The sequence below is a fragment of the Streptomyces sp. SAI-127 genome (assembly GCF_029894425.1).
Lineage (GTDB): Bacteria > Actinomycetota > Actinomycetes > Streptomycetales > Streptomycetaceae > Streptomyces.
The window spans coordinates 8,465,969-8,487,359 of record NZ_JARXYJ010000001.1; the positions used below are offsets into that span (position 1 = coordinate 8,465,969).

A 21,391-nucleotide genomic window follows, 5' to 3' on the forward strand; every position below is an offset into this window, starting at 1 on the left:
CATGTCACTTGGCTTGGAAGGCTGTTGGTCATGGCGATAGCGCAGCCCGAGCGGGGCGGGCTGCTGCCCGAACGCACGGGCCCTCTTCGCGGCACGCTCGCCACCACCGCCTGCATGGAGACACTGCAGGTGGGCTATCTGCACGCCGTCGCGGCGGCGGCCGGCTGCTCGTTGTCGCAACCCTTCCCGGACAACGGCATCGACTGGCACGTCAGCCACGGCTCGCCCGGACACACCGTCGACGACGAGGTCACCATCAAGGTGCAGCTCAAGTGCACCTACCAGGTCGCGCCCAACCCACCGGGCCGCTTCTTCTCCTTCACACTCGACAACGACCATCTGCGCAAACTCGCCCGCACGCCGGTGTCGGTCCACAAGATCCTGGTGGTCATGCTCGTGCCGCGCACCCAGGACGACTGGCTGCGCGCCGGCCACGACCGCCTGGACCTCAGACACTGCTGCTACTGGGTCAACCTGGCCGGCCACGCGATCACCGGCCGGACCCGGACCACCGTGCGGATCCCCACCAACCGCATCTTCGACGACCGGGCGCTGTGCGAGATCATGACGCGGGTCGGGACGGGAGGCAGACCATGACCCACCGCCCGCTGGAGGAACCACTGCGTGCGGTACGGCCCCACCCGGAGGCCCACTGGGACCGTTCGCCGACCCCCGAGGAAGTCGACCCGGCCGTCCTGAGCGCCCTGCTGCACCGGCACGGCTGGCAGCGGCGCGGCGGCGCCCCCGGCCGCTACGGCCGCTGGACACCACCAGGGCCGGGTGCGAGCGGGACCAGCCTGCTCGTGCCCGAGAGCCGCGCCTTCCCCGACAGCGAGGACCTCCTCGGCGAGGCCCTCGTCGCCCTCTCCCGCAGCGGCACGCCCTCCGCGCGCGAGGTGCTCGTCGGCCTCGCCGTGCCCAGCGACGAGATCCGCTGGTGGCGGGACGTCCCGACCGGCCCCGCCGACGCCACGTCCTGGACCGTCGAGGAGCAACTGCGCGCCGCCGCCCGCCAGACCCTGCTGGCCGGAGCGCTCGCCACACGCGCGCGTGCCGGCTACTACGGCGCCCGTTACCGCCGTACGGCAGCCGCGTCCTTGGAGAACGTCCTGGTCGGCTCGGCTGCCGGTGGCCGCCGACTCACCGCCTTCGTGCCCGTCGGCACCACCCGCCCCCTCGCCGTCCGCCTCCACCAGGCCCTCTACGCCACCCGCGAGGCCATCGACTACCAGCGGGCCGCCGGTGGCATGGACGCCTTCGACAGCGCCGTCGAGGCAGGCGTCAGCCGTGAGCTCACCGAGGCCCTGATCGCCCTGGTACGCGGCACGGAGGGCGCGCGGATCGCCGTCGAGTGGGCGCCCGCGGCCGGCGTCCCCGAAGGATGCGCGGCGTCCGGTGAGGCCGTGGAGTTCTCGCCCGGCGATCTGCCCGTGCTGCGCGAGGCCGGGGCCCGCTTCCTGCGCGAGGAGCCCTCCGTCCCGGTGCGGATCACCGGCACGGTGGTGCGGATGCAGAGGTCGGGGCCGCGCGGGGACGGGTCGGTACGGCTGCGGGTGATCGCCGGCGCCGAGATCCCGCACCTCAGGCTGACCCTGGACGAGGAGGCGTACCGGATCGCCGGGCACGCCCACCTCGTCGGGCTGCCGGTCAGGGTGCACGGCAGACTGGAGAGCCGCGGTGGCTTCCGCAGGCTCACCGGGGCCACCGGGGTCGTGCCCGTGCAGGTGGACGAGGCCGAGCGGGACCGGCTGATGAAGTCCCTCCAGGAGAATCTCGACTTCTTCGAGGAGGCCTGCGGAGGGGACTGAGACCGGGACTGATTTCGCGGAGGTGGGGGCGGGGTCGGTACGATCCCCTATTGCGCGCGCTCCCGGTATGGCGCCGCACCCACCTTCAGTCAGGAGAGACCGGTGTCAGACGTCCGTGTGATCATCCAACGCGATTCCGAGCGGGAAGAACGCGTGGTGACGACGGGCACTACGGCCGCCGAGCTCTTCGCCGGCGAGCGCTCGATCGTCGCCGCGCGCGTGGGAGGCGAGCTCAAGGACCTCGCGTACGTCCTGTCCGAGGGCGAGGAGGTCGAGGGCGTCGAGATCTCCTCCGAGGACGGGCTCAACATCCTGCGCCACTCCACCGCGCACGTGATGGCGCAGGCCGTGCAGGAGCTCTTCCCCGAGGCCAAGCTGGGCATCGGCCCGCCGGTCAAGGACGGCTTCTACTACGACTTCGACGTCGAGAAGCCGTTCACGCCCGAGGATCTCAAGGCCATCGAGAAGAAGATGCAGGAGATCCAGAAGCGGGGACAGAAGTTCTCCCGCAGGGTGGTGACCGACGAGTCCGCTCGCGAGGAACTGGCCGACGAGCCCTACAAGCTGGAGCTGATCGGCCTCAAGGGCTCCGCGTCCTCCGACGACGGCGCCGACGTCGAGGTCGGCGCCGGCGAGCTGACGATCTACGACAACCTGGACGCCAAGACCGGCGACCTGTGCTGGAAGGACCTGTGCCGCGGTCCCCACCTGCCCTCCACCCGGAACATTCCGGCGTTCAAACTGATGCGCAACGCGGCCGCCTACTGGCGCGGCAGCGAGAAGAACCCCATGCTCCAGCGCATCTACGGCACGGCCTGGCCGACCAAGGACGAGCTGAAGGCGCACCTCGACTTCCTCGCCGAGGCCGAGAAGCGCGACCACCGCAAGCTGGGCTCCGAGCTCGACCTGTTCTCCATCCCGGAGCAGATCGGCTCCGGCCTCGCCGTCTTCCACCCCAAGGGCGGCATCATCCGCCGGGTCATGGAGGACTACTCGCGCCGCCGCCACGAGGAGGAGGGCTACGAGTTCGTCTACACCCCGCACGCGACGAAGGGAAAGCTCTTCGAGCAGTCCGGGCACCTGGACTGGTACGCCGACGGCATGTACCCGCCCATGCAGCTCGACGAGGGCGTGGACTATTACCTCAAGCCCATGAACTGCCCGATGCACAACCTGATCTTCGACGCGCGCGGCCGCTCGTACCGCGAACTGCCGCTGCGCCTCTTCGAGTTCGGGACCGTGTACCGGTACGAGAAGTCGGGCGTCGTGCACGGCCTCACGCGTGCGCGTGGCTTCACGCAGGACGACGCGCACATCTACTGCACCCGTGAGCAGATGTCGGAGGAGCTCGACAAGACGCTCACCTTCGTCCTCGGCCTGCTGCGCGACTACGGCCTGACCGACTTCTACCTGGAGCTGTCCACCAAGGACCCGGAGAAGTTCGTCGGCTCGGACGAGGTCTGGGAAGAAGCCACGGAGACGCTGCGCCAGGTCGCCGAGAAGCAGGGCCTGCCCCTGGTCCCGGACCCGGGCGGCGCCGCCTTCTACGGCCCGAAGATCTCCGTCCAGACCAAGGACGCCATCGGCCGTACCTGGCAGATGTCGACCATCCAGCTGGACTTCAACCTGCCGGAGCGGTTCGAGCTGGAGTACACCTCGCCGGACGGCTCCAAGCAGCGTCCGGTCATGATCCACCGTGCGCTGTTCGGCTCCATCGAGCGGTTCTTCGCCGTGCTCCTGGAGCACTACGCGGGCGCCTTCCCGGCGTGGCTGGCCCCGGTCCAGGCGGTCGGCATCCCGATCGGCGACGCGCACGTCGAGTACCTGGAGAAGTTCGCCGCGGCCGCCAAGAAGCAGGGGCTGCGGGTCGACGTCGACTCCTCCTCGGACCGGATGCAGAAGAAGATCCGCAACGCCCAGAAGCAGAAGGTGCCCTTCATGGTCATCGCGGGCGACGAGGACATGTCGGGCGGCTCGGTGTCCTTCCGCTACCGCGACGGCTCGCAGGAGAACGGCATCCCGTTCGACGAGGCCATCGCGAAGATCGTCAAGGTCGTGGAGGAGCGGGCGCAGGTCTGACGCCCGTTTCGCGCGAGGCCCTCGGGAGGTTCAGCTTCCCGGGGGCCTTTCGTCGTCCTCCCGCGCGAACACCTGGAGCAGCCAGGAGGCGAAGGTCCCCGTCACCGCGCCGAGCAGGGCCAGCCCGATGGCCATCACACCGACCGCGATCAGGCGTCCGAGCGGGGTGACCGGGACCACGTCGCCGTAGCCGACGGTGGCGAGGGTGGCGCAGGTCCACCAGACGGAGTCCCCGAAGGTGCGGATGCTCGCACCGGGCGCGTCGTGCTCCTGCTGGTAGACGGCGAGGGCACCGGTGAAGCCCAGCAGCAGGGCCGCCAGACCGGCGTACGCGATCACCCGCGCGTGCAGCGCGAGCCGGGGCCGTCCGTGCCGGCGCTGCACGGTCTCGTACATCTTCACGACCCTGAGCGGGCGCAGCAGCGGCAGAATCAGGACCACGGTGTCCAGCACATGGGTCCGTACGAAGCGCAGGCGCTGCCCGCTCAGGCGCCAGCGCACCGCGTAGTCGACGGCGAACAGCGCCCAGGCGGCCAGAGTCACCGCCAGGCAGAGGTCTAGCGCGGTTGTCTGGAGGTGGGCCAGGACGCGGAGCGCGTACGCCGAGAGAAAGCCCAGTGAGGCGAGGGCGAGGGGGACCTCCATGCGGGCTTCCCAGCGGGCCTGGCGGGTGTCGGGGTCGTGGGGACTGCTGGGACCGGAGGGGTGGGTGGTGCGGGGATCGGCGTGGCGAGCCGAGCGGCGCTCGGTGCTGTCCGGCGCGCGGGTGTGGGCGCTGTCGGGGTCGTTGGCGTCGGTGCCGGTCCTGTTGGCGTCGGTGTCGGCCTGGTGGGCGTCGTGAGGCTCGCGGGGGGTCTTGTGCGCGTCGGGCGGGCGAGGCTCGCGGAGGCCGGCGCTGCGCGTCTCCTGAGCCTCGGTGCCGTCGGTGCCGTCGCTCCCGCCGGAGTCCGCGCTGCCGGCTCCGCGGCTTTCGTCGTCCACCCGTCCAGCTTGGCCCGGGCCGCTTTTCCCACAACCCCGCCGACACGGCGCGAACGGGCGAAGTCATATGCTGCACTGCATGACGAGTGAGCCGGAGCAGCAGTTGGGAGTCGGGACGCAGGACGCGTTCCAGCGACTGTGGACACCCCACCGGATGGCCTACATCCAGGGCGAGAACAAGCCGACCGGCCCGGGTGCCGACGACGGCTGCCCCTTCTGCTCGATTCCGGCCAAATCCGACGAGGACGGCCTGATCGTCCGGCGCGGTCGGCTGGTGTACGCGGTGCTCAACCTCTACCCCTACACCGGCGGCCACCTGATGGTCGTGCCCTACCGTCATGTGGCCGACTACACCGATCTCACCGAGCCGGAGACCGCTGAGCTGGCCGCGCTGACCAAGCAGGCGATGACGGCCCTGCGGACGGCCTCCGGGGCGCACGGCTTCAACATCGGCATGAACCAGGGGACGGTCGCCGGGGCCGGCATCGCCGCCCACCTCCACCAGCACATCGTCCCGCGCTGGGGCGGCGACACGAACTTCATGCCGGTCGTCGGCCACACGAAGGTGCTGCCGCAGCTGCTGGGCGACACCCGCAAGATGCTGGCGGAGGCCTGGCCCAGCGAGTGACGCACGGGGGGCCGGCGAACGCGCGGCCCCCGTCCTCGCACCTACGCGTCGTACACGTCCGCCTTTCGCGGTGACACGTCCTGGACCTGCGTGCTCAGGAAGCCCGCCCGCGTGCCGAACTTCTCCGTGTCCACGCCGTTGTCCGACAGGACCCGGAGCGCCGCGGAGTGCACGACCCTCAGTACCGGTGTCGCGGCGCGCAGCGCGTCGTCGGCCATGAAGCGGTGCCGCCACGGCCGGTCCGCCCAGGCGTGCCGCAGGCCGAAGGGCTCGGGAAGGGTGAGCGAGCCGCCGAGCCAGTTGAGCAGCGGGGGGTAGCGGGTCAGGGGCGCCCGGGCGGTGAGGCGGACCACCTCGTCCGCGTCGACCAGCGGGAGCTTGATCTTCTTGGTCTCCCAGAACCTGAGCTGCTTGGCGACTTCCTTCTCCTTGGCCGCCGGCTTCGAGGTGAACAGCCCGTGCACGGGCCCCAGGGCGTGTCCGGTGACCTCGATGCGCAGCGTCTCGTGCAGCACGGTCACCGTGATCAGCATGGTGAGGACCAGCTGCCCCTCCCAGAGCGTCCACTGGACCCCCAGGTAGTGCCGGTCGCCGCCGCCGAACTGCTGCTTGTTGCAGATGTCCTGTATCGCGTGGGTCTTGACCTGGTAGGCGTCCACGTCCGTGCCCCCGGGCCGGGACACCTCCTTCGCGCCCTCAGCGACAGGGGTGACGACCCAGTGGCGTACGGACGGCTTCGGGAAGCCTCCGGTGTTGATGGTGTTGCGTTCCAGCATGCGCAGTTGGTCGTGGATGGAGCGGATGACGTCCCAGCTGCGGAAGGGGTGGATCTCCCGGGTCGGGTCGGCGGACACCAGGTCCTCGGCCAGCTGCCAGCTGCCCCACCGGGTGCCCATGCCGAGTATTCCCTTGGGACCGGCGTAGAAGACGGAGTTGGACTGCTGCTCGGCGCTGAGCATCGCCAGGGACTGGCGCAGCTGCTCGGCCGCGGTCTCGCCGGGGTTGCTCGGCACCGCTTCGGGCACCTTGGCGCCGACGCTGCTGCCTGCCAGCAGACTGGCCCAGCGCTCCCGCAGATCCCTCGCGGTGCGCTCGCAGATCTGCTTGGCCCAGAACCAGCCGACCACGGGGAGGGCCACGCACGCGCGTGCGTACCAGCCCCAGAACCCTCCGAACGGCATCTTGATCAGGAAGAGCACGGCGAGCGCGCCCATCGCGACGAGCAGCGCGGTGCCGAGCGCTCCGGCCTGCTTGTCCTCGCGCTTGGCGATGGTGGTGCGCAGCGTGAAGACCAGCAGCCAGACGAGAAGCCCCGGCAGGAAGAGCACACCGCACAGCACCATCACTGCGGTCAGCCAGTTGTCCCGGTCCCGGCGGATGTTGTTCGCCGCGAGGCAGTGCTCGACCACGACCTGCGGCTCGGCGCCGAAGGACTGGATGAGGGGCTTGCGGCCCTTGCCGAGCATGCGGGTGATCACCGCCGTGGAGAAGGCCTCGCCCAGGTTGGGACGGAAGATCTTCGCCCAGCTGCGACCGCCCTTGACGGCCGACTCGTGCCATTCGTTGTTGGCTTTGAGGATCTCCTCCACCGGATTGTCCCGATAGGCCGCCGAGGCCAGGGCGAACGTCGCCGTCTGCGCCTCGTCGCCCGTGCGCGGCACCTGCGGACCGAAGAAGTCCGCGTAACCGCTGTCAACGGTCATTCCCGCCCCCGATCGCCGCTGGTGTCACCCACTGCGGCCTTCCCGACTTCCTTGCTTCGCACACCTGTTGATCAGGTCATCAGCGTATCTGTACGTGCTGACATCCGTCGGCGGACGGCCGAAGCCGCCCGCCGATTCGGAGGGGAGCGTTCCACAAACGTCACTTGTGGGGCGCGGAACGCCATGTGTGCGGCCCTGGAGGCCACTTGTGCGGCGCCGACGACCGCGTGTGCGGCGTGGACGGCCACTTGTCGTGGCCCGGTGCCAACTAGGAGGCGGCGCGCGCCTCTTCACGGATCCTCTCTGCGATCTGCGGCGGCATGGGCTCGTGCCGCGCGTAGGACCGGCTGAAGCGCGCGGTACCGTGCGACAGCGACCTGAGGTCCACCGCGTACCGCCCGATCTCGATCTCGGGCACCTCGGCCTTGATCAGCGTGCGCCCGCCGTTGGTCTGCTCGGTGCCGAGCACCCGGCCGCGCCGACCGGACAGGTCGCTCATCACGGGACCCACGTAGTCGTCGCCGACCAGGACGGACACCTCGGCGACCGGCTCCAGCAGATGGATCCTCGCGTCGGCCGCGGCCTCCCTGAGGGCCAGTGCCCCGGCCGTCTGGAACGCGGCGTCCGAGGAGTCCACGGAGTGCGCCTTGCCGTCCAGCAGCGTCACCCGTACGTCGATGAGCTGATGGCCGCTGGCGACCCCCTTGGCCGCCTGCGCCCGTACCCCCTTCTCCACGGACGGGATGAACTGCCGTGGCACCGCGCCACCGACGACCTTGTCCACGAACTCGATGCCCGAGCCGCCGGGCAGCGGCTCCACCTCGATCTCGCAGATGGCGAACTGCCCGTGCCCACCGGACTGCTTCACATGGCGCCCGCGCCCGCTCGACTTGTCGGCGAACGTCTCGCGCAGGGAGACCCGGTGCGGTACGACGTCCACCTGCACGCCGTAGCGGCTGCGCAGTCGCTCCAGTGCCACGTCGGCGTGCGCCTCGCCCAGGCACCACAGGACGACCTGGTGAGTGTCCTGGTTCTGTTCGAGACGCATGGTCGGGTCCTCGGCGACCAGCCGGGAGAGGCCCTGCGAGAGCTTGTCCTCGTCCGCCTTGCTGTGCGCCTGGATGGCGAGCGGCAACAGCGGGTCGGGCATCTCCCACGGCTCCATGAGCAGCGGGTCGTCCTTGGCCGAGAGGGTGTCGCCGGTCTCCGCGCGGCTCAGCTTCGCCACGCACGCCAGGTCGCCCGCGATGCAGTGCGAGAGGGAGCGCTGCTGTTTGCCGAAGGGGGCGGACAGCGCGCCGATGCGTTCGTCGACGTCGTGGTCCTCGTGCCCGCGGTCGGCCAGCCCATGGCCGGAGACATGGACCGTCGCGTCCGGGCGCAGGGTGCCGGAGAAGACCCGCACCAGCGAGATCCGGCCGACGTACGGATCGGACGCGGTCTTCACGACCTCCGCGACCAGCGGCCCCTCGGTGTCGCACGCCTTGATCTCGCGCGGCTTGCCGTCGATCGTCGTGACGCCCGGCGTGGGGTGCTCGAACGGCGTCGGGAAACCGCCGGTGACCAGCTCCAGGAGTTCGACCGTGCCGAGCCCCTGCCGGGCGCCCTCGGCAGCCGGAGCGGCGGCCAGGACAGGGTGGAACACCCCGCGCGCGACGGCCCGCTCCAGGTCCTCCACGAGCGTCTTGAAGTCGATCTCCTCGCCGCCGAGGTAGCGGTCCATGAGGGTCTCGTCCTCGCTCTCCGAGATGATCCCCTCGATCAGCCGGTTGCGGGCCTCCTCGATGCCCGGCAGCAGGTCCTCGCCCGGCTCTGTCTCCTTGCGTTCCCCGGACGAGTAGTCGAACACCTTCTGCGACAGCAGACCGGTCAGGCCGGTCACCGGCGCGTGCCCGTCGGGCCCCTGCGGGCCGTGCAACGGCAGATAGAGCGGGAGTACGGCGTCGGGGTCGTCGCCGCCGAAGGCCTCCGCGCAGATCCGCGTCATCTCCTCGAAGTCCGCCCGGGCGGCCTCCAGATGCGTGACGACGATCGCCCGGGGCATGCCGACTGCCGCGCACTCCTCCCACACCATGCGTGTGGAGCCGTCCACCCCGTCCGAGGCCGAGACGACGAAAAGGGCCGCGTCCGCCGCTCGCAGACCGGCCCTGAGTTCCCCGACGAAGTCGGCGTATCCGGGGGTGTCCAGAAGATTGATCTTGTACCCGTCCCAGTCGACGGGCACCAGGGAGAGCTGCACCGAGCGTTGCTGCCGGTGCTCGATCTCGTCGTAGTCGGAAACGGTGCCGCCGTCCTCCACGCGGCCCGCCCGGTTCACTGCTCCCGCCGTCAGTGCGAGAGCTTCCACCAATGTCGTCTTGCCCGAACCGGAGTGGCCGACCAGCACCACATTCCGTACGGACGCGGGGTGGTCGGCCGCTGTTGCCCTGCCGGCGGCTCCGGGGTGTGCGTTCGCCTTGTCGCCCATGGCCTTGCCTCCCGTGCACGGTGAGGTCTCTGTGGGCGCGGACATGCGGACCCGCGTGCGGTGCGGCTCCGGTGACGCCCGCGGTCCTTCGAGCTTTCCACTCCCGTCACGGTGCGTCCATACGAAGGACGCGATCGCGCCGCGCCCCGGATGCCGCGGGCCCGTGACACGGGCTCCGGGTGCCCGGCCGTCGCCCACACGCGCGCGTGGCTACGATGGGCCAGCCGGTGGCCAGCAGGGGCCGAGCCGGCCACACCGACCGTCGGGAAGGCCATGCTGAACAAGTACGCGCGTGCATTCTTCACGCGTGTTCTCACGCCGTTCGCCACATTTCTGATCAGAAGGGGCGTCAGCCCCGACACGGTCACGCTCCTCGGTACCGCCGGAGTGGTCGCGGGCGCGCTGGTCTTCTACCCCATGGGCGAGTTCTTCTGGGGCACGGTCGTGATCACGCTGTTCGTGTTCTCCGACCTCGTCGACGGCAACATGGCCCGCCAGCTCGGCCGCTCCAGCCGCTGGGGCGCCTTCCTCGACTCCACCCTCGACCGCGTCGCCGACGGCGCGATCTTCGGCGGCTTCGCCCTCTGGTACGCCGGGGGCGGCGACGACATCGCGCTGTGCGCGGTCTCCATCTTCTGCCTGGCCAGCGGCCAGGTGGTGTCGTACACGAAGGCCCGTGGCGAGTCGATCGGGCTGCCGGTCGCCGTCAACGGCCTCGTCGAGCGCGCCGAGCGGCTGGTCATCTCACTGGTCGCGGCCGGATTGGCGGGCCTGCACAAGTTCGGTGTGCCGGGAATCCAGTACCTGCTGCCGGTCGCGCTGTGGATCGTCGCCGTCGGCAGCCTGGTCACGCTGATCCAGCGGGTCGTCACGGTCCGCCGGGAGTCGGCGGAGGCCGAGGCCGCCGCCGACGAGCCGGGTGCCGTCGAGTCGGGAGCGGCGGAGTCGGACACCGCCGGGGGTGGCGTGGGTTCGGACGGAGTCGGTGCGGGGGGCGGAGAGCCGCCCGCCGTCGAGGAGAAGCAGAAGACGCAGGAGCAAGGGAGCGAGGCCGCGAAGTGAGCGCCCAGGAGCGGCTGACGGACTCGCTGTACGGCCTCGGCTGGGGCGTGGTCAAGAAACTCCCCGAGCCGGTCGCCGTGCGCCTCGGCCGGAGCATCGCCGACCTCGCCTGGAAACGGCGCGGCAAGGGCGTGCTCCGACTGGAGAGCAACTACGCGCGCGTGGTGCCCGACGCGAGCCCCGAGCGCCTCGCCGAGCTCTCGCGCGCGGGCATGCGCTCGTATCTGCGCTACTGGATGGAGTCCTTCCGGCTGCCCGCCTGGAGCAGGGAACGCATCAAGGGCGCCTTCGACGCGAAGGACCTCCATCATCTGACCGAGGGGCTCGCGGCCGGCAAGGGCGTCATTCTCGCGCTGCCGCACATGGCCAACTGGGACCTCGCCGGCGCCTGGGTCACCACCAAGCTGGAGACCCCGTTCACGACGGTCGCCGAGCGGCTCAAGCCGGAGACGCTGTACGACCGTTTCGTCGCCTACCGCGAGGGCCTCGGGATGGAGGTGCTCCCGCACAGCGGCGGCACCGCCTTCGGCACGCTGGCCCGGCGGCTGCGCGACGGCGGCCTGGTCTGTCTGGTCGCCGAGCGCGACCTGTCGTCGTCCGGAGTCGAGGTGCGGTTCTTCGGCGAGGCGACCCGCATCCCCGCGGGCCCGGCCCTGCTGGCCCAGCAGACGGGCGCGCTGCTGCTGCCGGTGACACTCTGGTACGACGACTCGCCCGTCATGCGGGGAAGGGTGCATCCCCCGGTCGAGGTGCCCGAGACAGGTACGCGAGCCGAAAAGACGTCTGTCATGGCACAGGCGCTGGCCGATGCCTTCGCCACAGGGATCGCCGATCACCCGGAGGACTGGCACATGCTGCAGCGCTTGTGGCTGAAGGACCTCGAGCCCCGACCGTCGGACGGGGCCCGACCGTGAGAATCGGCATCGTCTGCCCGTACTCCTGGGATGTGCCCGGTGGCGTCCAGTTCCACATCCGCGATCTCGCCGAGTACTTCATCCGTCTCGGCCACGAGGTGTCCGTCCTCGCCCCGGCCGACGACGAAACCCCGCTGCCGCCGTACGTCGTCTCGGCCGGCCGCGCGGTTCCGGTGCCGTACAACGGCTCGGTGGCCCGACTGAGCTTCGGCTTCCTGTCGGCGGCACGGGTGCGCCGCTGGCTGCACGACGGCGAGTTCGACGTGGTCCACATCCATGAGCCGTCCTCGCCGTCGCTCGGCCTGCTGACCTGCTGGGCCGCGCAGGGCCCGATCGTCGCCACCTTCCACACCTCGAACCCGCGCTCCCGGGTCATGGTCGCCGCGTACTCGATCCTCCAGGCCGCCCTGGAGAAGATCAGCGCCCGGATCGCCGTGAGCGAGTACGCCCGCCGCACGCTCGTCGAGCACCTCGGCGGCGACGCCGTGGTGATCCCGAACGGCGTCGACGTCGACTTCTTCGCCAAGGCCGAGCCGAAGCCCGAGTGGCAGGGCGAGACGATCGGCTTCATGGGGCGCATCGACGAGCCACGCAAGGGCCTGCCGGTGCTGATGAAGGCGCTGCCGAAGATCCTCGCCGAGCGTCCGGGGACCCGGCTGCTGGTGGCCGGGCGCGGCGACGAGGAGGAGGCGGTCGAGTCGCTGCCCGCCGAACTCCGCCCGCGCGTCGAGTTCCTCGGCATGATCAGCGACGAGGACAAGGCCCGCTTCCTGCGCAGCGTCGACCTGTACGTCGCCCCCAACACCGGCGGCGAGAGCTTCGGGATCATCCTCGTCGAGGCCATGTCGGCGGGCGCCCCGGTGCTCGCCTCCGACCTCGACGCCTTCACCCAGGTCCTCGACCAGGGCGCGGCGGGCGAACTCTTCGCCAACGAGGACGCGGACGCGCTGGCGGCGGCGGCGCTACGGCTCCTCGGGGATCCGGCGAGGCTGACCGAACTGCGAGAGCGCGGCCGCGCGCACGTCCGGCGCTTCGACTGGTCGACCGTCGGGGCGGACATCCTGTCGGTCTACGAGACGGTCACGTCGGGCGCCGCGGCGGTGGCCGCGGCGGACGTCGACCGGGGCCCGGGATTGCGGGCCCGACTCGGACTCGCCCGAGACTGACCGCCGCGCGGGCGTGTTGCGCGGCTGGGGTTGGCGGGGGCTTTAGGGGCGACGGTACGACCGACGCGGCGCGGCTGCCCGCGACCGGCGACTCGCCTGACGTGGACCGGTGGGGCACGGGGCGCGGGTTCGCCCGCGGTCGCCCGGCAAGGCCGCTGACGCGGGCAGGGCCGGCGTGCGGGACTGCCCGGTTCACCGACGACGACGCATGGGATTGCGGGCTCGGCCGGGGCCGTCGTGCGGGGCCGGAACGCCGATGACCGGATACGGGCAGGGGGCTGTTCTGGGAGGGTGGTCCGGTCTCGCCCGGTCGGTTGGTGCAGCGTCGGGGCCCTTCCGCCGAGACCGACCCCTCCCCGTGTCGGTCCCGTCCCGCCGCGGACGGCCTCGTGCCGTGCGGGGTCCCTATCGTCGGCCACGACGTCGTGGCCGACGACCCGGGCCGGGCTCGCCGACGACGGGTGCCGCGCCGGGCCCGGCGTGCCCGGCTCAGCCCGTGCCGCGCCGGGCCCCACCTCTCTGCCGACCGATCTCGCGCCGGTGAGGCATACCCTCCGGCGGGCCCTCATACCGGCCGGGTGTGTCCGTCCCGTGCCTGACCCGCATCGCCCGAACCCGCCCCGATAGCCTTGCTGCCCGTGACTCCCACCCTCATCTGGATTCTCGTCGCGCTCGTCGCGATCGGCCTGTATCTGAGCTGGACCGCAGGCCGTCTCGACCGGCTGCACGCCAGGATCGACGCCACGCGCGCGGGCCTGGACGCGCAGTTGCTCCGCCGCGCCTCCGTGGCCCAGGAACTGGCCACCGCGGGCGTGCTCGACCCGGCCGCGTCGATCGTCCTGTACGAGGCCGCGCACGCCGCCCGGCAGGCCGAGGAGGAGCAGCGGGAGGTCGCCGAGAGCGACCTGAGCCAGGCCTTGCGGGCCGTGTTCGCGGACCCGGCCCAGGTGGAGGCGGTCCGCGAGGCGCCCGGGGGAGAGGCGGCGGCCCACGAACTCACCGAGGCCGTACGACGGGTCCCGATGGCTCGCCGCTTCCACAACGACGCGGTCGGCGCCGCCCGCCGCCTTCGCCAGCACCGCAAGGTCCGCTGGTTCCGCCTGGCCGGTCACGCCCCCTTCCCGATGGCCTTCGAGATGGACGACGAGCCGCCCGCGGCCCTGGTCGACCGGGCAGCCTAGGACCAGGGCTGCACCAAAACGATCCACCGCCTCTCCATTGGCCCTTGCTGTGGCCTGGTCCGGTGACGTTTCCTCGGTGCTGCAGTAATCCCTTTCACTTCTGCGAGGTCAACCCGTGTCCAGCACCGAGAACCAGGCCCCCGAGACCGGCACCGCGCGCGTGAAGCGCGGCATGGCCGAACAGCTCAAGGGCGGCGTGATCATGGACGTCGTCAACGCCGAGCAGGCGAAGATCGCCGAGGACGCGGGCGCCGTGGCCGTCATGGCCCTGGAGCGGGTTCCGGCCGACATCCGCAAGGACGGCGGCGTGGCCCGTATGTCGGACCCGACAATGATCGAGGAGATCATCGAGGCCGTCTCGATCCCGGTCATGGCCAAGTCCCGCATCGGCCACTTCGTCGAGGCCCAGGTCCTGCAGTCCCTCGGTGTCGACTACATCGACGAGTCCGAGGTCCTCACCCCGGCCGACGAGGTCAACCACTCCGACAAGTGGTCCTTCACGACGCCCTTCGTCTGCGGCGCCACCAACCTGGGCGAGGCCCTGCGCCGCATCGCCGAGGGCGCGGCCATGATCCGCTCCAAGGGCGAGGCCGGCACCGGCAACGTCGTCGAGGCCGTCCGCCACCTGCGCCAGATCAAGAACGAGATCGCCCGCCTGCGCGGCTACGACAACCACGAGCTGTACGCCGCCGCCAAGGAGCTGCGCGCCCCGTACGAGCTCGTCAAGGAAGTCGCCGAACTCGGCAAGCTCCCGGTCGTGCTGTTCTCCGCCGGTGGCGTGGCCACCCCGGCCGACGCCGCACTGATGCGCCAGCTCGGCGCCGAGGGCGTCTTCGTCGGTTCCGGCATCTTCAAGTCCGGCGACCCGGCCAAGCGCGCGGCCGCCATCGTGAAGGCCACCACCTTCTACGACGACCCGAAGATCATCGCGGACGCGTCCCGCAACCTCGGCGAGGCCATGGTCGGCATCAACTGCGACACCCTCCCCGAGACCGAGCGCTACGCCAACCGCGGCTGGTAACCACTCATGAGCACTCCTGTCATAGGCGTCCTGGCCCTCCAGGGCGACGTCCGGGAGCACCTCGTGGCCCTGGCCGCGGCCGACGCCGTGGCCAGGCCGGTGCGGCGCCCCGACGAACTCGCCGAGGTCGACGGCCTCGTCCTCCCCGGCGGCGAGTCCACGACCATCTCCAAGCTGGCCGTCCTCTTCGGAGTGATGGAGCCGCTACGCGCGCGTGTGCGTGCCGGAATGCCTGTCTACGGCACCTGCGCGGGCCTGATCATGCTGGCCGACAAGATCCTCGACCCGCGCTCGGGCCAGGAGACGATCGGCGGCATCGACATGATCGTGCGCCGCAACGCCTTCGGACGTCAGAACGAGTCCTTCGAAGCGGCGGTCGACGTGAAGGGCGTCGAGGGCGATCCTGTAGAGGGCGTCTTCATCCGCGCCCCCTGGGTCGAGTCCGTCGGCGCCGAGACCGAAGTGCTCGCCGAGCACGAGGGCCACATCGTCGCGGTCCGCCAGGGCAACGCGCTCGCCACGTCGTTCCACCCGGAACTGACCGGCGACCACCGCGTGCACTCCCTGTTCGTCGACATGGTGCGCGCGAACCGGACGGCGGAGTCCTTGTAGGATCTCTGGCGTTCGTTGTGTGTATGGGTTACGCGAAGGAGACAGGCAGATGTCCGGCCACTCTAAATGGGCTACGACGAAGCACAAGAAGGCCGTGATCGATGCCAAGCGCGGCAAGCTCTTCGCGAAGTTGATCAAGAACATCGAGGTCGCGGCCCGGATGGGCGGCGTCGACATCGAGGGCAACCCGACTCTCTATGACGCCATCCAGAAGGCGAAGAAGTCGTCGGTCCCGAACAAGAACATCGACTCCGCGGTCAAGCGCGGCGGCGGTCTCGAGGCCGGCGGCGCCGACTACGAGACGATCATGTACGAGGGCTACGGCCCGAACGGTGTCGCGGTGCTCATCGAGTGCCTCACCGACAACCGCAACCGCGCCGCCTCCGACGTCCGCGTCGCCATGACCCGCAACGGCGGCTCCATGGCCGACCCGGGCTCGGTGTCGTACCTCTTCAACCGCAAGGGCGTCGTCATCGTCCCCAAGGGCGAGCTGGGCGAGGACGACGTGCTCGGCGCCGTCCTGGACGCGGGCGCCGAGGAGGTCAACGACCTCGGTGAGTCCTTCGAGGTCATCAGCGAGGCCACCGACCTGGTCGCGGTCCGCACCGCCCTTCAGGACGCCGGCATCGACTACGACTCCGCCGACGCCAACTTCGTCCCGACCATGCAGGTCGAGCTGGACGAGGAAGGCGCCAAGAAGATCTTCAAGCTGATCGACGCCCTCGAGGACAGCGACGACGTCCAGAACGTCTTCGCCAACTTCGACGTGAGCGACGAGGTCATGGAGAAGGTCGACGCCTGAGCCGACGCTCAGCTTCGAACGGGCCGACGGGACACCCCCGTCGGCCCGTCGCGTTGCCGGGCGTTGCCGGCACCCGTTGTCGGTGGCACCCGATAGCCTGCACAAACAGGAGATCGAAGGGCGGGGTGAGCGTGCGCGTACTCGGGGTGGACCCCGGACTGACGCGGTGCGGTGTCGGTGTGGTTGAAGGCGTTGCCGGCAGGCCGCTCACGATGATCGGCGTCGGGGTCGTACGCACGCCCGCCGACGCCGAGTTGGGGCAGCGCCTCGTCGCGATCGAGCAGGGCATCGAGCAGTGGCTGGACGAGCACCGGCCCGAATGCGTCGCCGTGGAGCGGGTGTTCAGCCAGCACAACGTCCGTACGGTGATGGGCACCGCTCAGGCCAGCGCCGTCGCGATGCTGTGCGCCGCCCGCCGCGGCATCCCCGTCGCCCTGCACACCCCGAGCGAGGTCAAGGCCGCCGTCACCGGCAGCGGACGCGCCGACAAGGCCCAGGTCGGCGCCATGGTCACCCGCCTGCTGCGGCTCGACGCGCCGCCCAAGCCGGCCGACGCCGCCGACGCCCTCGCGCTCGCCATCTGTCACATCTGGCGCGCGCCCGCCCAGAACCGACTCCAGCAGGCCGTCGCCCTGCACGCAGCCACAGCACGGAAAGGCCGTACGGCATGATCGCCTTTGTGAGCGGCACGGTCGCCGCACTCGCTCCCGACGCCGCGGTGGTCGAGGTCGGCGGTGTCGGCATGGCGGTGCAGTGCACGCCGAACACGCTCTCGACGCTCCGCCTCGGCAAGCCCGCCAAGCTCGCCACCTCCCTGGTCGTACGAGAGGACTCCCTCACTCTCTACGGCTTCGTCGACGACGACGAGCGCCAGGTCTTCGAACTGCTCCAGACCGCGAGCGGAGTCGGCCCGCGGCTGGCCCAGTCCATGCTGGCGGTGCACTCGCCCGACGCGCTGCGCCGAGCGGTGGCCACGGGCGATGAAAAGGCGCTCATCGCCGTGCCCGGCATCGGCAAGAAGGGCGCCCAGAAGCTGCTCCTTGAGCTGAAGGACCGGCTGGGCGAGCCGATCGGCGCGCCCGCGATCGGCGCTCCGGTCACCCAGGGCTGGCGCGACCAGCTGCACGCCGCCCTGATCGGCCTCGGATACGCCACGCGCGAGGCCGACGAGGCCGTCACCGCCGTCACCCCGCAGGCAGAGGCGGCCGAGGGCACACCGCAGGTCGGCCGGCTGCTGAAGGCGGCCCTCCAGACCCTGAACCGCGCCCGCTGACCCACCCGACACAGAGGCACACGACATGAACTGGGACGACACCACCGACGCGACCGCCTCCGAGCGGCTCGTCGGTGCGTCCGCCGACGGTGAGGACCAGGCGGTGGAGGCCGCCCTGCGCCCCAAGGACCTGGACGAGTTCATCGGCCAGGAGAAGGTGCGCGAACAGCTCGACCTGGTGCTCAGGGCGGCACGCGCGCGGGGGGCCACCGCCGACCACGTGCTGCTCTCCGGCGCCCCCGGCCTCGGCAAGACCACCCTGTCGATGATCATCGCGGCCGAGATGAACGCCCCGATCCGGATCACCAGCGGCCCCGCCATCCAGCACGCCGGCGACCTCGCGGCGATCCTCTCCTCCCTCCAGGAGGGCGAGGTCCTCTTCCTCGACGAGATCCACCGCATGTCGCGGCCCGCCGAGGAGATGCTCTACATGGCGATGGAGGACTTCCGCGTCGACGTCATCGTCGGCAAGGGCCCCGGCGCCACCGCCATCCCGCTGGAGCTGCCCCCGTTCACCCTGGTCGGCGCCACCACGCGCGCGGGCCTGCTGCCGCCTCCGCTGCGCGACCGCTTCGGCTTCACCGCGCACATGGAGTTCTACGAACCCGCCGAGCTGGAGCGCGTCATCCACCGTTCGGCCAACCTGCTCGACGTCGAGATCGGTTCCGACGGCGCCGCCGAGATCGCGGGCCGCTCCCGCGGCACGCCCCGTATCGCCAACCGTCTGCTGCGCCGCGTCCGGGACTACGCCCAGGTCAAGGCCGACGGAGTCATCACGCGCGACATCGCCGCGGCAGCGCTCAAGGTGTACGAGGTCGACGCCCGCGGCCTCGACCGCCTCGACCGCGGAGTCCTGGTGGCCCTGCTCAAGCTCTTCGGCGGCGGCCCGGTCGGCCTGTCCACCCTCGCGGTCGCGGTGGGGGAGGAGCGCGAGACCGTCGAGGAGGTCGCCGAACCCTTCCTCGTGCGCGAGGGGCTCCTCGCCCGCACGCCCCGCGGCCGGGTCGCCACTCCCGCCGCATGGGCACATCTCGGCCTCACCCCGCCTGGCTCGGCGTCCACAGGAAACGGACAACAGGACCTGTTCGGGACGTGACGCGATCGTGACAGCGAGGGCATTGGCCGGGTCAGGAACCCTGGTGCCATGCTGAGCGTTGTTCACTGCGCGCGGACTCGCTTAGACTCCGCCGATGCCGCCTTTGTCGGCGGCAGACATACCCCCAACCATCAGGCCGCTCACATCGCGGTCGCGTGAAGGAAGTACCGACCCGTGAGTCTCGTGACCCTCCTCCCGTTCATCGTGCTCATCGGGGCCATGTTCCTGATGACCCGCTCGGCCAAGAAGAAGCAGCAGCAGGCCGCGAGCATGCGGAACGACATGCAGCCCGGCAGCGGCGTCCGCACCATCGGGGGCATGTACGCCACGGTCAAGGAGGTCAACGAGGACACGGTCCTCCTCGACGCCGGTCCCGGCATCGATCTTCTCTTCGCGAAGAACGCCATCGGTGCCGTCCTGACCGACGACGAGTACAACCGCATCGTCCACGGCATCGAGCACGACCTGAAGTCCGACTCCGACGTCGTCCCGGACGACGCCTCCTCCCTCACCGAGACCGACGAGTCCGCCGACGAAGCTGCCGCCGCCTCCGACGAGAAGTCCGTCGACCTCGGTAAGAAGGACACGGCCGAGGAGCCCGCCGACGACGCGCCCGCCAAGGCCGACGCCGAGACCGAGGCAGTCGAGGCGAAGTCGGACGACGAGCCGAAGAAGACCGACGGCGACTCCGACGCGAAGTAGTCGCACTCCGGGGCGCGTGGACCAGCTCCGCGCGCCCCGGATCTGCGCGGCTCGCACGGGATCCCGACACCAGTCATGGCCGCCCGCCCGCCGATCCGGCGCGAGAGCGGCCCGAGAGGGAGTACGAGAAGGTGGCAGCACCCAAAAGGGGCCGGAGCGCGAGTGCCCAGAGCAAGCCAGGGCGCGCGCTGGCCCTGATCCTGATCGCCATCGTGGCGCTCACCGGTGGAATGTTCCTCTCCGGGCACACCACCCCGCGCCTCGGCATCGACCTTGCCGGTGGCACCAGCATCACGCTGGAGGCCAAGGCCGACCAGGGGTCCGCGATCAACAAGGCCAACATGGACACCGCGGTCGACATCATGAACCGTCGTGTCAACGGCCTGGGCGTCTCCGAGGCGGAGGTGCAGACCCAGGGTGATCGCAACATCATCGTGAACATCCCCAAGGGCACCAACTCCAAGGAGGCCCGCGACCAGGTCGGCACCACCGCCAAGCTGTACTTCCGTCCGGTCCTGGCCCAGGAGGCCACCGGCAGCGCCGCGGCCACCTCGCCGAGCCCGTCCGCGAGCGGCTCCTCGACCGCGTCGCCGAGCCCCTCCGCGAGCAAGTCCGGCTCCACGGGCGAGAAGGCGACCTCGTCGTCCTCCCCGTCGGCCTCCGCCACCTCGCAGGGCCGCGCCGTCACCGACGCGCTGAAGGCGGACTCCACGCCGTCGGCGTCCGCGAGCGCGTCGAGCTCCGCGTCCCCGTCGGCCCCCGCGAGCGGCGGCACCGACACCTCCTCCGCCGACGCCAAGCTCCAGGCCCAGTACACGGCTCTGGACTGCTCCAAGAAGGCGCAGCGAAACACCGCCGGCGACGGCGCCAAGCCCGCCGACACCACTGTGGGCTGCGGCGAGATCTCCGGCGTCTGGTACAAGTACCTGCTCGGCCCCGCCGCCGTCGACGGCACCGAGGTCAAGAAGGCCCAGGCGGTCTTCGACACCCAGACCGCCGCCGGCTGGCAGGTCACCATGACCTTCAACGGCAAGGGCTCCAAGAAGTTCGCGGACATCACGGCCCAGCTCGCGAAGAACACCCAGCCGCAGAACGAGTTCGGCATCGTCCTCGACGGCGAGGTCGTCTCCAGCCCCTACGTCAGCTCCTCGATCACCGGCGGCAACGCCCAGATCTCCGGCAGCTTCACGCAGGACGAGGCCCAGAACCTCGCCAACATGCTGTCGTACGGCGCCCTCCCGCTCTCCTTCCAGGAGCAGAGCGTGACCACGGTGACCGCGGCGCTCGGCGGTGACCAGCTGCACGCCGGTCTCCTCGCCGGTGCCATCGGCCTCCTCCTGGTCGTCATCTACCTGGTGGCCTACTACCGGGGCCTGTCCCTCGTCGCGATGGCCTCGCTGCTCGTCTCCGGCATCCTCACCTACGTGCTCATGGCGCTGCTCGGTCCGGCCATCGGCTTCGCACTGAACCTGCCGGCCGTGTGCGGTGCCATCGTCGCCATCGGTATCACCGCGGACTCGTTCATCGTGTACTTCGAACGCATAAGGGACGAGATCCGCGAGGGACGCTCGCTGCGCCCCGCCGTGGAGCGGGCCTGGCCGCGTGCCCGGCGCACCATCCTGGTCTCCGACTTCGTGTCGTTCCTCGCCGCCGCGGTGCTGTTCATCGTGACGGTCGGCAAGGTCCAGGGCTTCGCGTTCACGCTCGGTCTGACCACCGTGCTCGACGTCGTCGTGGTCTTCTTCTTCACCAAGCCGCTGATGACGCTGCTGGCCCGTCGGAAGTTCTTCGCGAGCGGCAGCAAGTGGTCCGGCCTCGACCCGAAGAGTCTGGGTGCCAAGCCGCCGCTGCGCCGCACCCGCCGTTCCGCCCCCGTTGAGACGAAGGAGGCGTGAG

19 protein-coding genes are annotated in these 21,391 nt (G+C 70.6%); 16 read left to right on the forward strand and 3 right to left on the reverse strand.

Annotated elements, in window-relative coordinates; all coding sequences use genetic code 11:
- Positions 1–30: 30 nt before the first annotated feature.
- From M2157_RS38940 to thrS, 3 genes are all read left to right on the forward strand, one after another.
- Entirely contained in the window at positions 31–597 is a 567-nt protein-coding gene (locus M2157_RS38940; protein WP_057614194.1) for a DUF4365 domain-containing protein, read from the forward strand.
- A complete protein-coding gene (locus M2157_RS38945; protein ID WP_280867531.1) occupies positions 594–1,808 on the forward strand; it encodes a hypothetical protein in 1,215 nt (404 codons plus the stop codon). Before M2157_RS38940 ends, M2157_RS38945 begins: the two co-directional genes overlap by 4 nt.
- Before the next feature lie 102 nt (positions 1,809–1,910).
- Positions 1,911–3,887 (forward strand): threonine--tRNA ligase, encoded by a 1,977-nt coding sequence (gene thrS / locus M2157_RS38950; protein WP_280867532.1) that lies wholly within the window; start codon positions 1,911–1,913, stop codon positions 3,885–3,887.
- 30 nt (positions 3,888–3,917) lie between these two features.
- Here thrS and M2157_RS38955 read toward each other — a convergent pair whose 3' ends face one another.
- A complete protein-coding gene (locus M2157_RS38955; RefSeq protein ID WP_280858954.1) occupies positions 3,918–4,532 on the reverse strand; it encodes a potassium channel family protein in 615 nt (204 codons plus the stop codon).
- A 403-nt stretch (positions 4,533–4,935) separates the two neighbouring features.
- On the opposite strand from M2157_RS38955, the gene M2157_RS38960 reads away from it, so the two are divergent.
- Entirely contained in the window at positions 4,936–5,496 is a 561-nt protein-coding gene (locus M2157_RS38960; protein ID WP_266526096.1) for an HIT domain-containing protein, read from the forward strand.
- A gap of 41 nt (positions 5,497–5,537) precedes the next feature.
- Here the strand turns inward: M2157_RS38960 and M2157_RS38965 are convergent, their stop codons facing one another.
- Entirely contained in the window at positions 5,538–7,199 is a 1,662-nt protein-coding gene (locus tag M2157_RS38965; protein WP_280856430.1) for a hypothetical protein, read from the reverse strand.
- Positions 7,200–7,467: 268 nt separating this feature from the next.
- Complete coding sequence (locus M2157_RS38970) at positions 7,468–9,666, reverse strand: elongation factor G-like protein EF-G2 (protein ID WP_280858953.1); 2,199 nt, start codon at positions 9,664–9,666, stop codon at positions 7,468–7,470.
- Between the two features lie 273 nt (positions 9,667–9,939).
- Here M2157_RS38970 and pgsA point away from each other — a divergent pair, with 273 nt between their 5' ends.
- The 12 genes from pgsA to secD all read left to right on the forward strand — a co-directional run bounded on the left by pgsA (position 9,940) and on the right by secD (position 21,390).
- Complete coding sequence (pgsA, locus tag M2157_RS38975; protein WP_280856429.1) at positions 9,940–10,728, forward strand: phosphatidylinositol phosphate synthase; 789 nt, start codon at positions 9,940–9,942, stop codon at positions 10,726–10,728.
- The gene (locus tag M2157_RS38980) at positions 10,725–11,642 is read left to right on the forward strand and encodes a phosphatidylinositol mannoside acyltransferase (RefSeq protein WP_280867533.1); all 918 of its coding nucleotides are present in this window, start codon (positions 10,725–10,727) and stop codon (positions 11,640–11,642) included. The genes pgsA and M2157_RS38980 overlap by 4 nt, the downstream gene beginning before the upstream one ends.
- On the forward strand, positions 11,639–12,808 hold the full coding sequence (locus M2157_RS38985; RefSeq protein ID WP_280856427.1) for a glycosyltransferase family 4 protein: 1,170 nt from the start codon (positions 11,639–11,641) through the stop codon (positions 12,806–12,808). Before M2157_RS38980 ends, M2157_RS38985 begins: the two co-directional genes overlap by 4 nt.
- A gap of 638 nt (positions 12,809–13,446) precedes the next feature.
- Positions 13,447–13,989, forward strand: coding sequence for a hypothetical protein (locus M2157_RS38990; protein WP_280856426.1), 543 nt, complete (start codon positions 13,447–13,449; stop codon positions 13,987–13,989).
- A gap of 115 nt (positions 13,990–14,104) precedes the next feature.
- Positions 14,105–15,010 (forward strand): pyridoxal 5'-phosphate synthase lyase subunit PdxS, encoded by a 906-nt coding sequence (pdxS, locus tag M2157_RS38995; protein ID WP_280856425.1) that lies wholly within the window; start codon positions 14,105–14,107, stop codon positions 15,008–15,010.
- Positions 15,011–15,016: 6 nt separating this feature from the next.
- Positions 15,017–15,622, forward strand: a complete 606-nt coding sequence (gene pdxT / locus M2157_RS39000; RefSeq protein ID WP_280856424.1) for a pyridoxal 5'-phosphate synthase glutaminase subunit PdxT — start codon at positions 15,017–15,019, stop codon at positions 15,620–15,622.
- A 49-nt stretch (positions 15,623–15,671) separates the two neighbouring features.
- A complete protein-coding gene (locus tag M2157_RS39005) occupies positions 15,672–16,424 on the forward strand; it encodes a YebC/PmpR family DNA-binding transcriptional regulator (protein WP_057614183.1) in 753 nt (250 codons plus the stop codon).
- A 131-nt stretch (positions 16,425–16,555) separates the two neighbouring features.
- Positions 16,556–17,095, forward strand: coding sequence for a crossover junction endodeoxyribonuclease RuvC (gene ruvC, locus M2157_RS39010; RefSeq protein WP_059207945.1), 540 nt, complete (start codon positions 16,556–16,558; stop codon positions 17,093–17,095).
- Positions 17,092–17,697, forward strand: coding sequence for a Holliday junction branch migration protein RuvA (gene ruvA / locus M2157_RS39015; RefSeq protein WP_280856423.1), 606 nt, complete (start codon positions 17,092–17,094; stop codon positions 17,695–17,697). Before ruvC ends, ruvA begins: the two co-directional genes overlap by 4 nt.
- A 25-nt stretch (positions 17,698–17,722) precedes the next feature.
- A complete protein-coding gene (gene ruvB, locus M2157_RS39020; protein WP_266526079.1) occupies positions 17,723–18,793 on the forward strand; it encodes a Holliday junction branch migration DNA helicase RuvB in 1,071 nt (356 codons plus the stop codon).
- A 174-nt stretch (positions 18,794–18,967) separates the two neighbouring features.
- A complete protein-coding gene (yajC, locus tag M2157_RS39025; RefSeq protein WP_280856422.1) occupies positions 18,968–19,495 on the forward strand; it encodes a preprotein translocase subunit YajC in 528 nt (175 codons plus the stop codon).
- Between the two features lie 131 nt (positions 19,496–19,626).
- Complete coding sequence (gene secD, locus M2157_RS39030; protein ID WP_280856421.1) at positions 19,627–21,390, forward strand: protein translocase subunit SecD; 1,764 nt, start codon at positions 19,627–19,629, stop codon at positions 21,388–21,390.
- Position 21,391 lies beyond the last annotated feature (1 nt).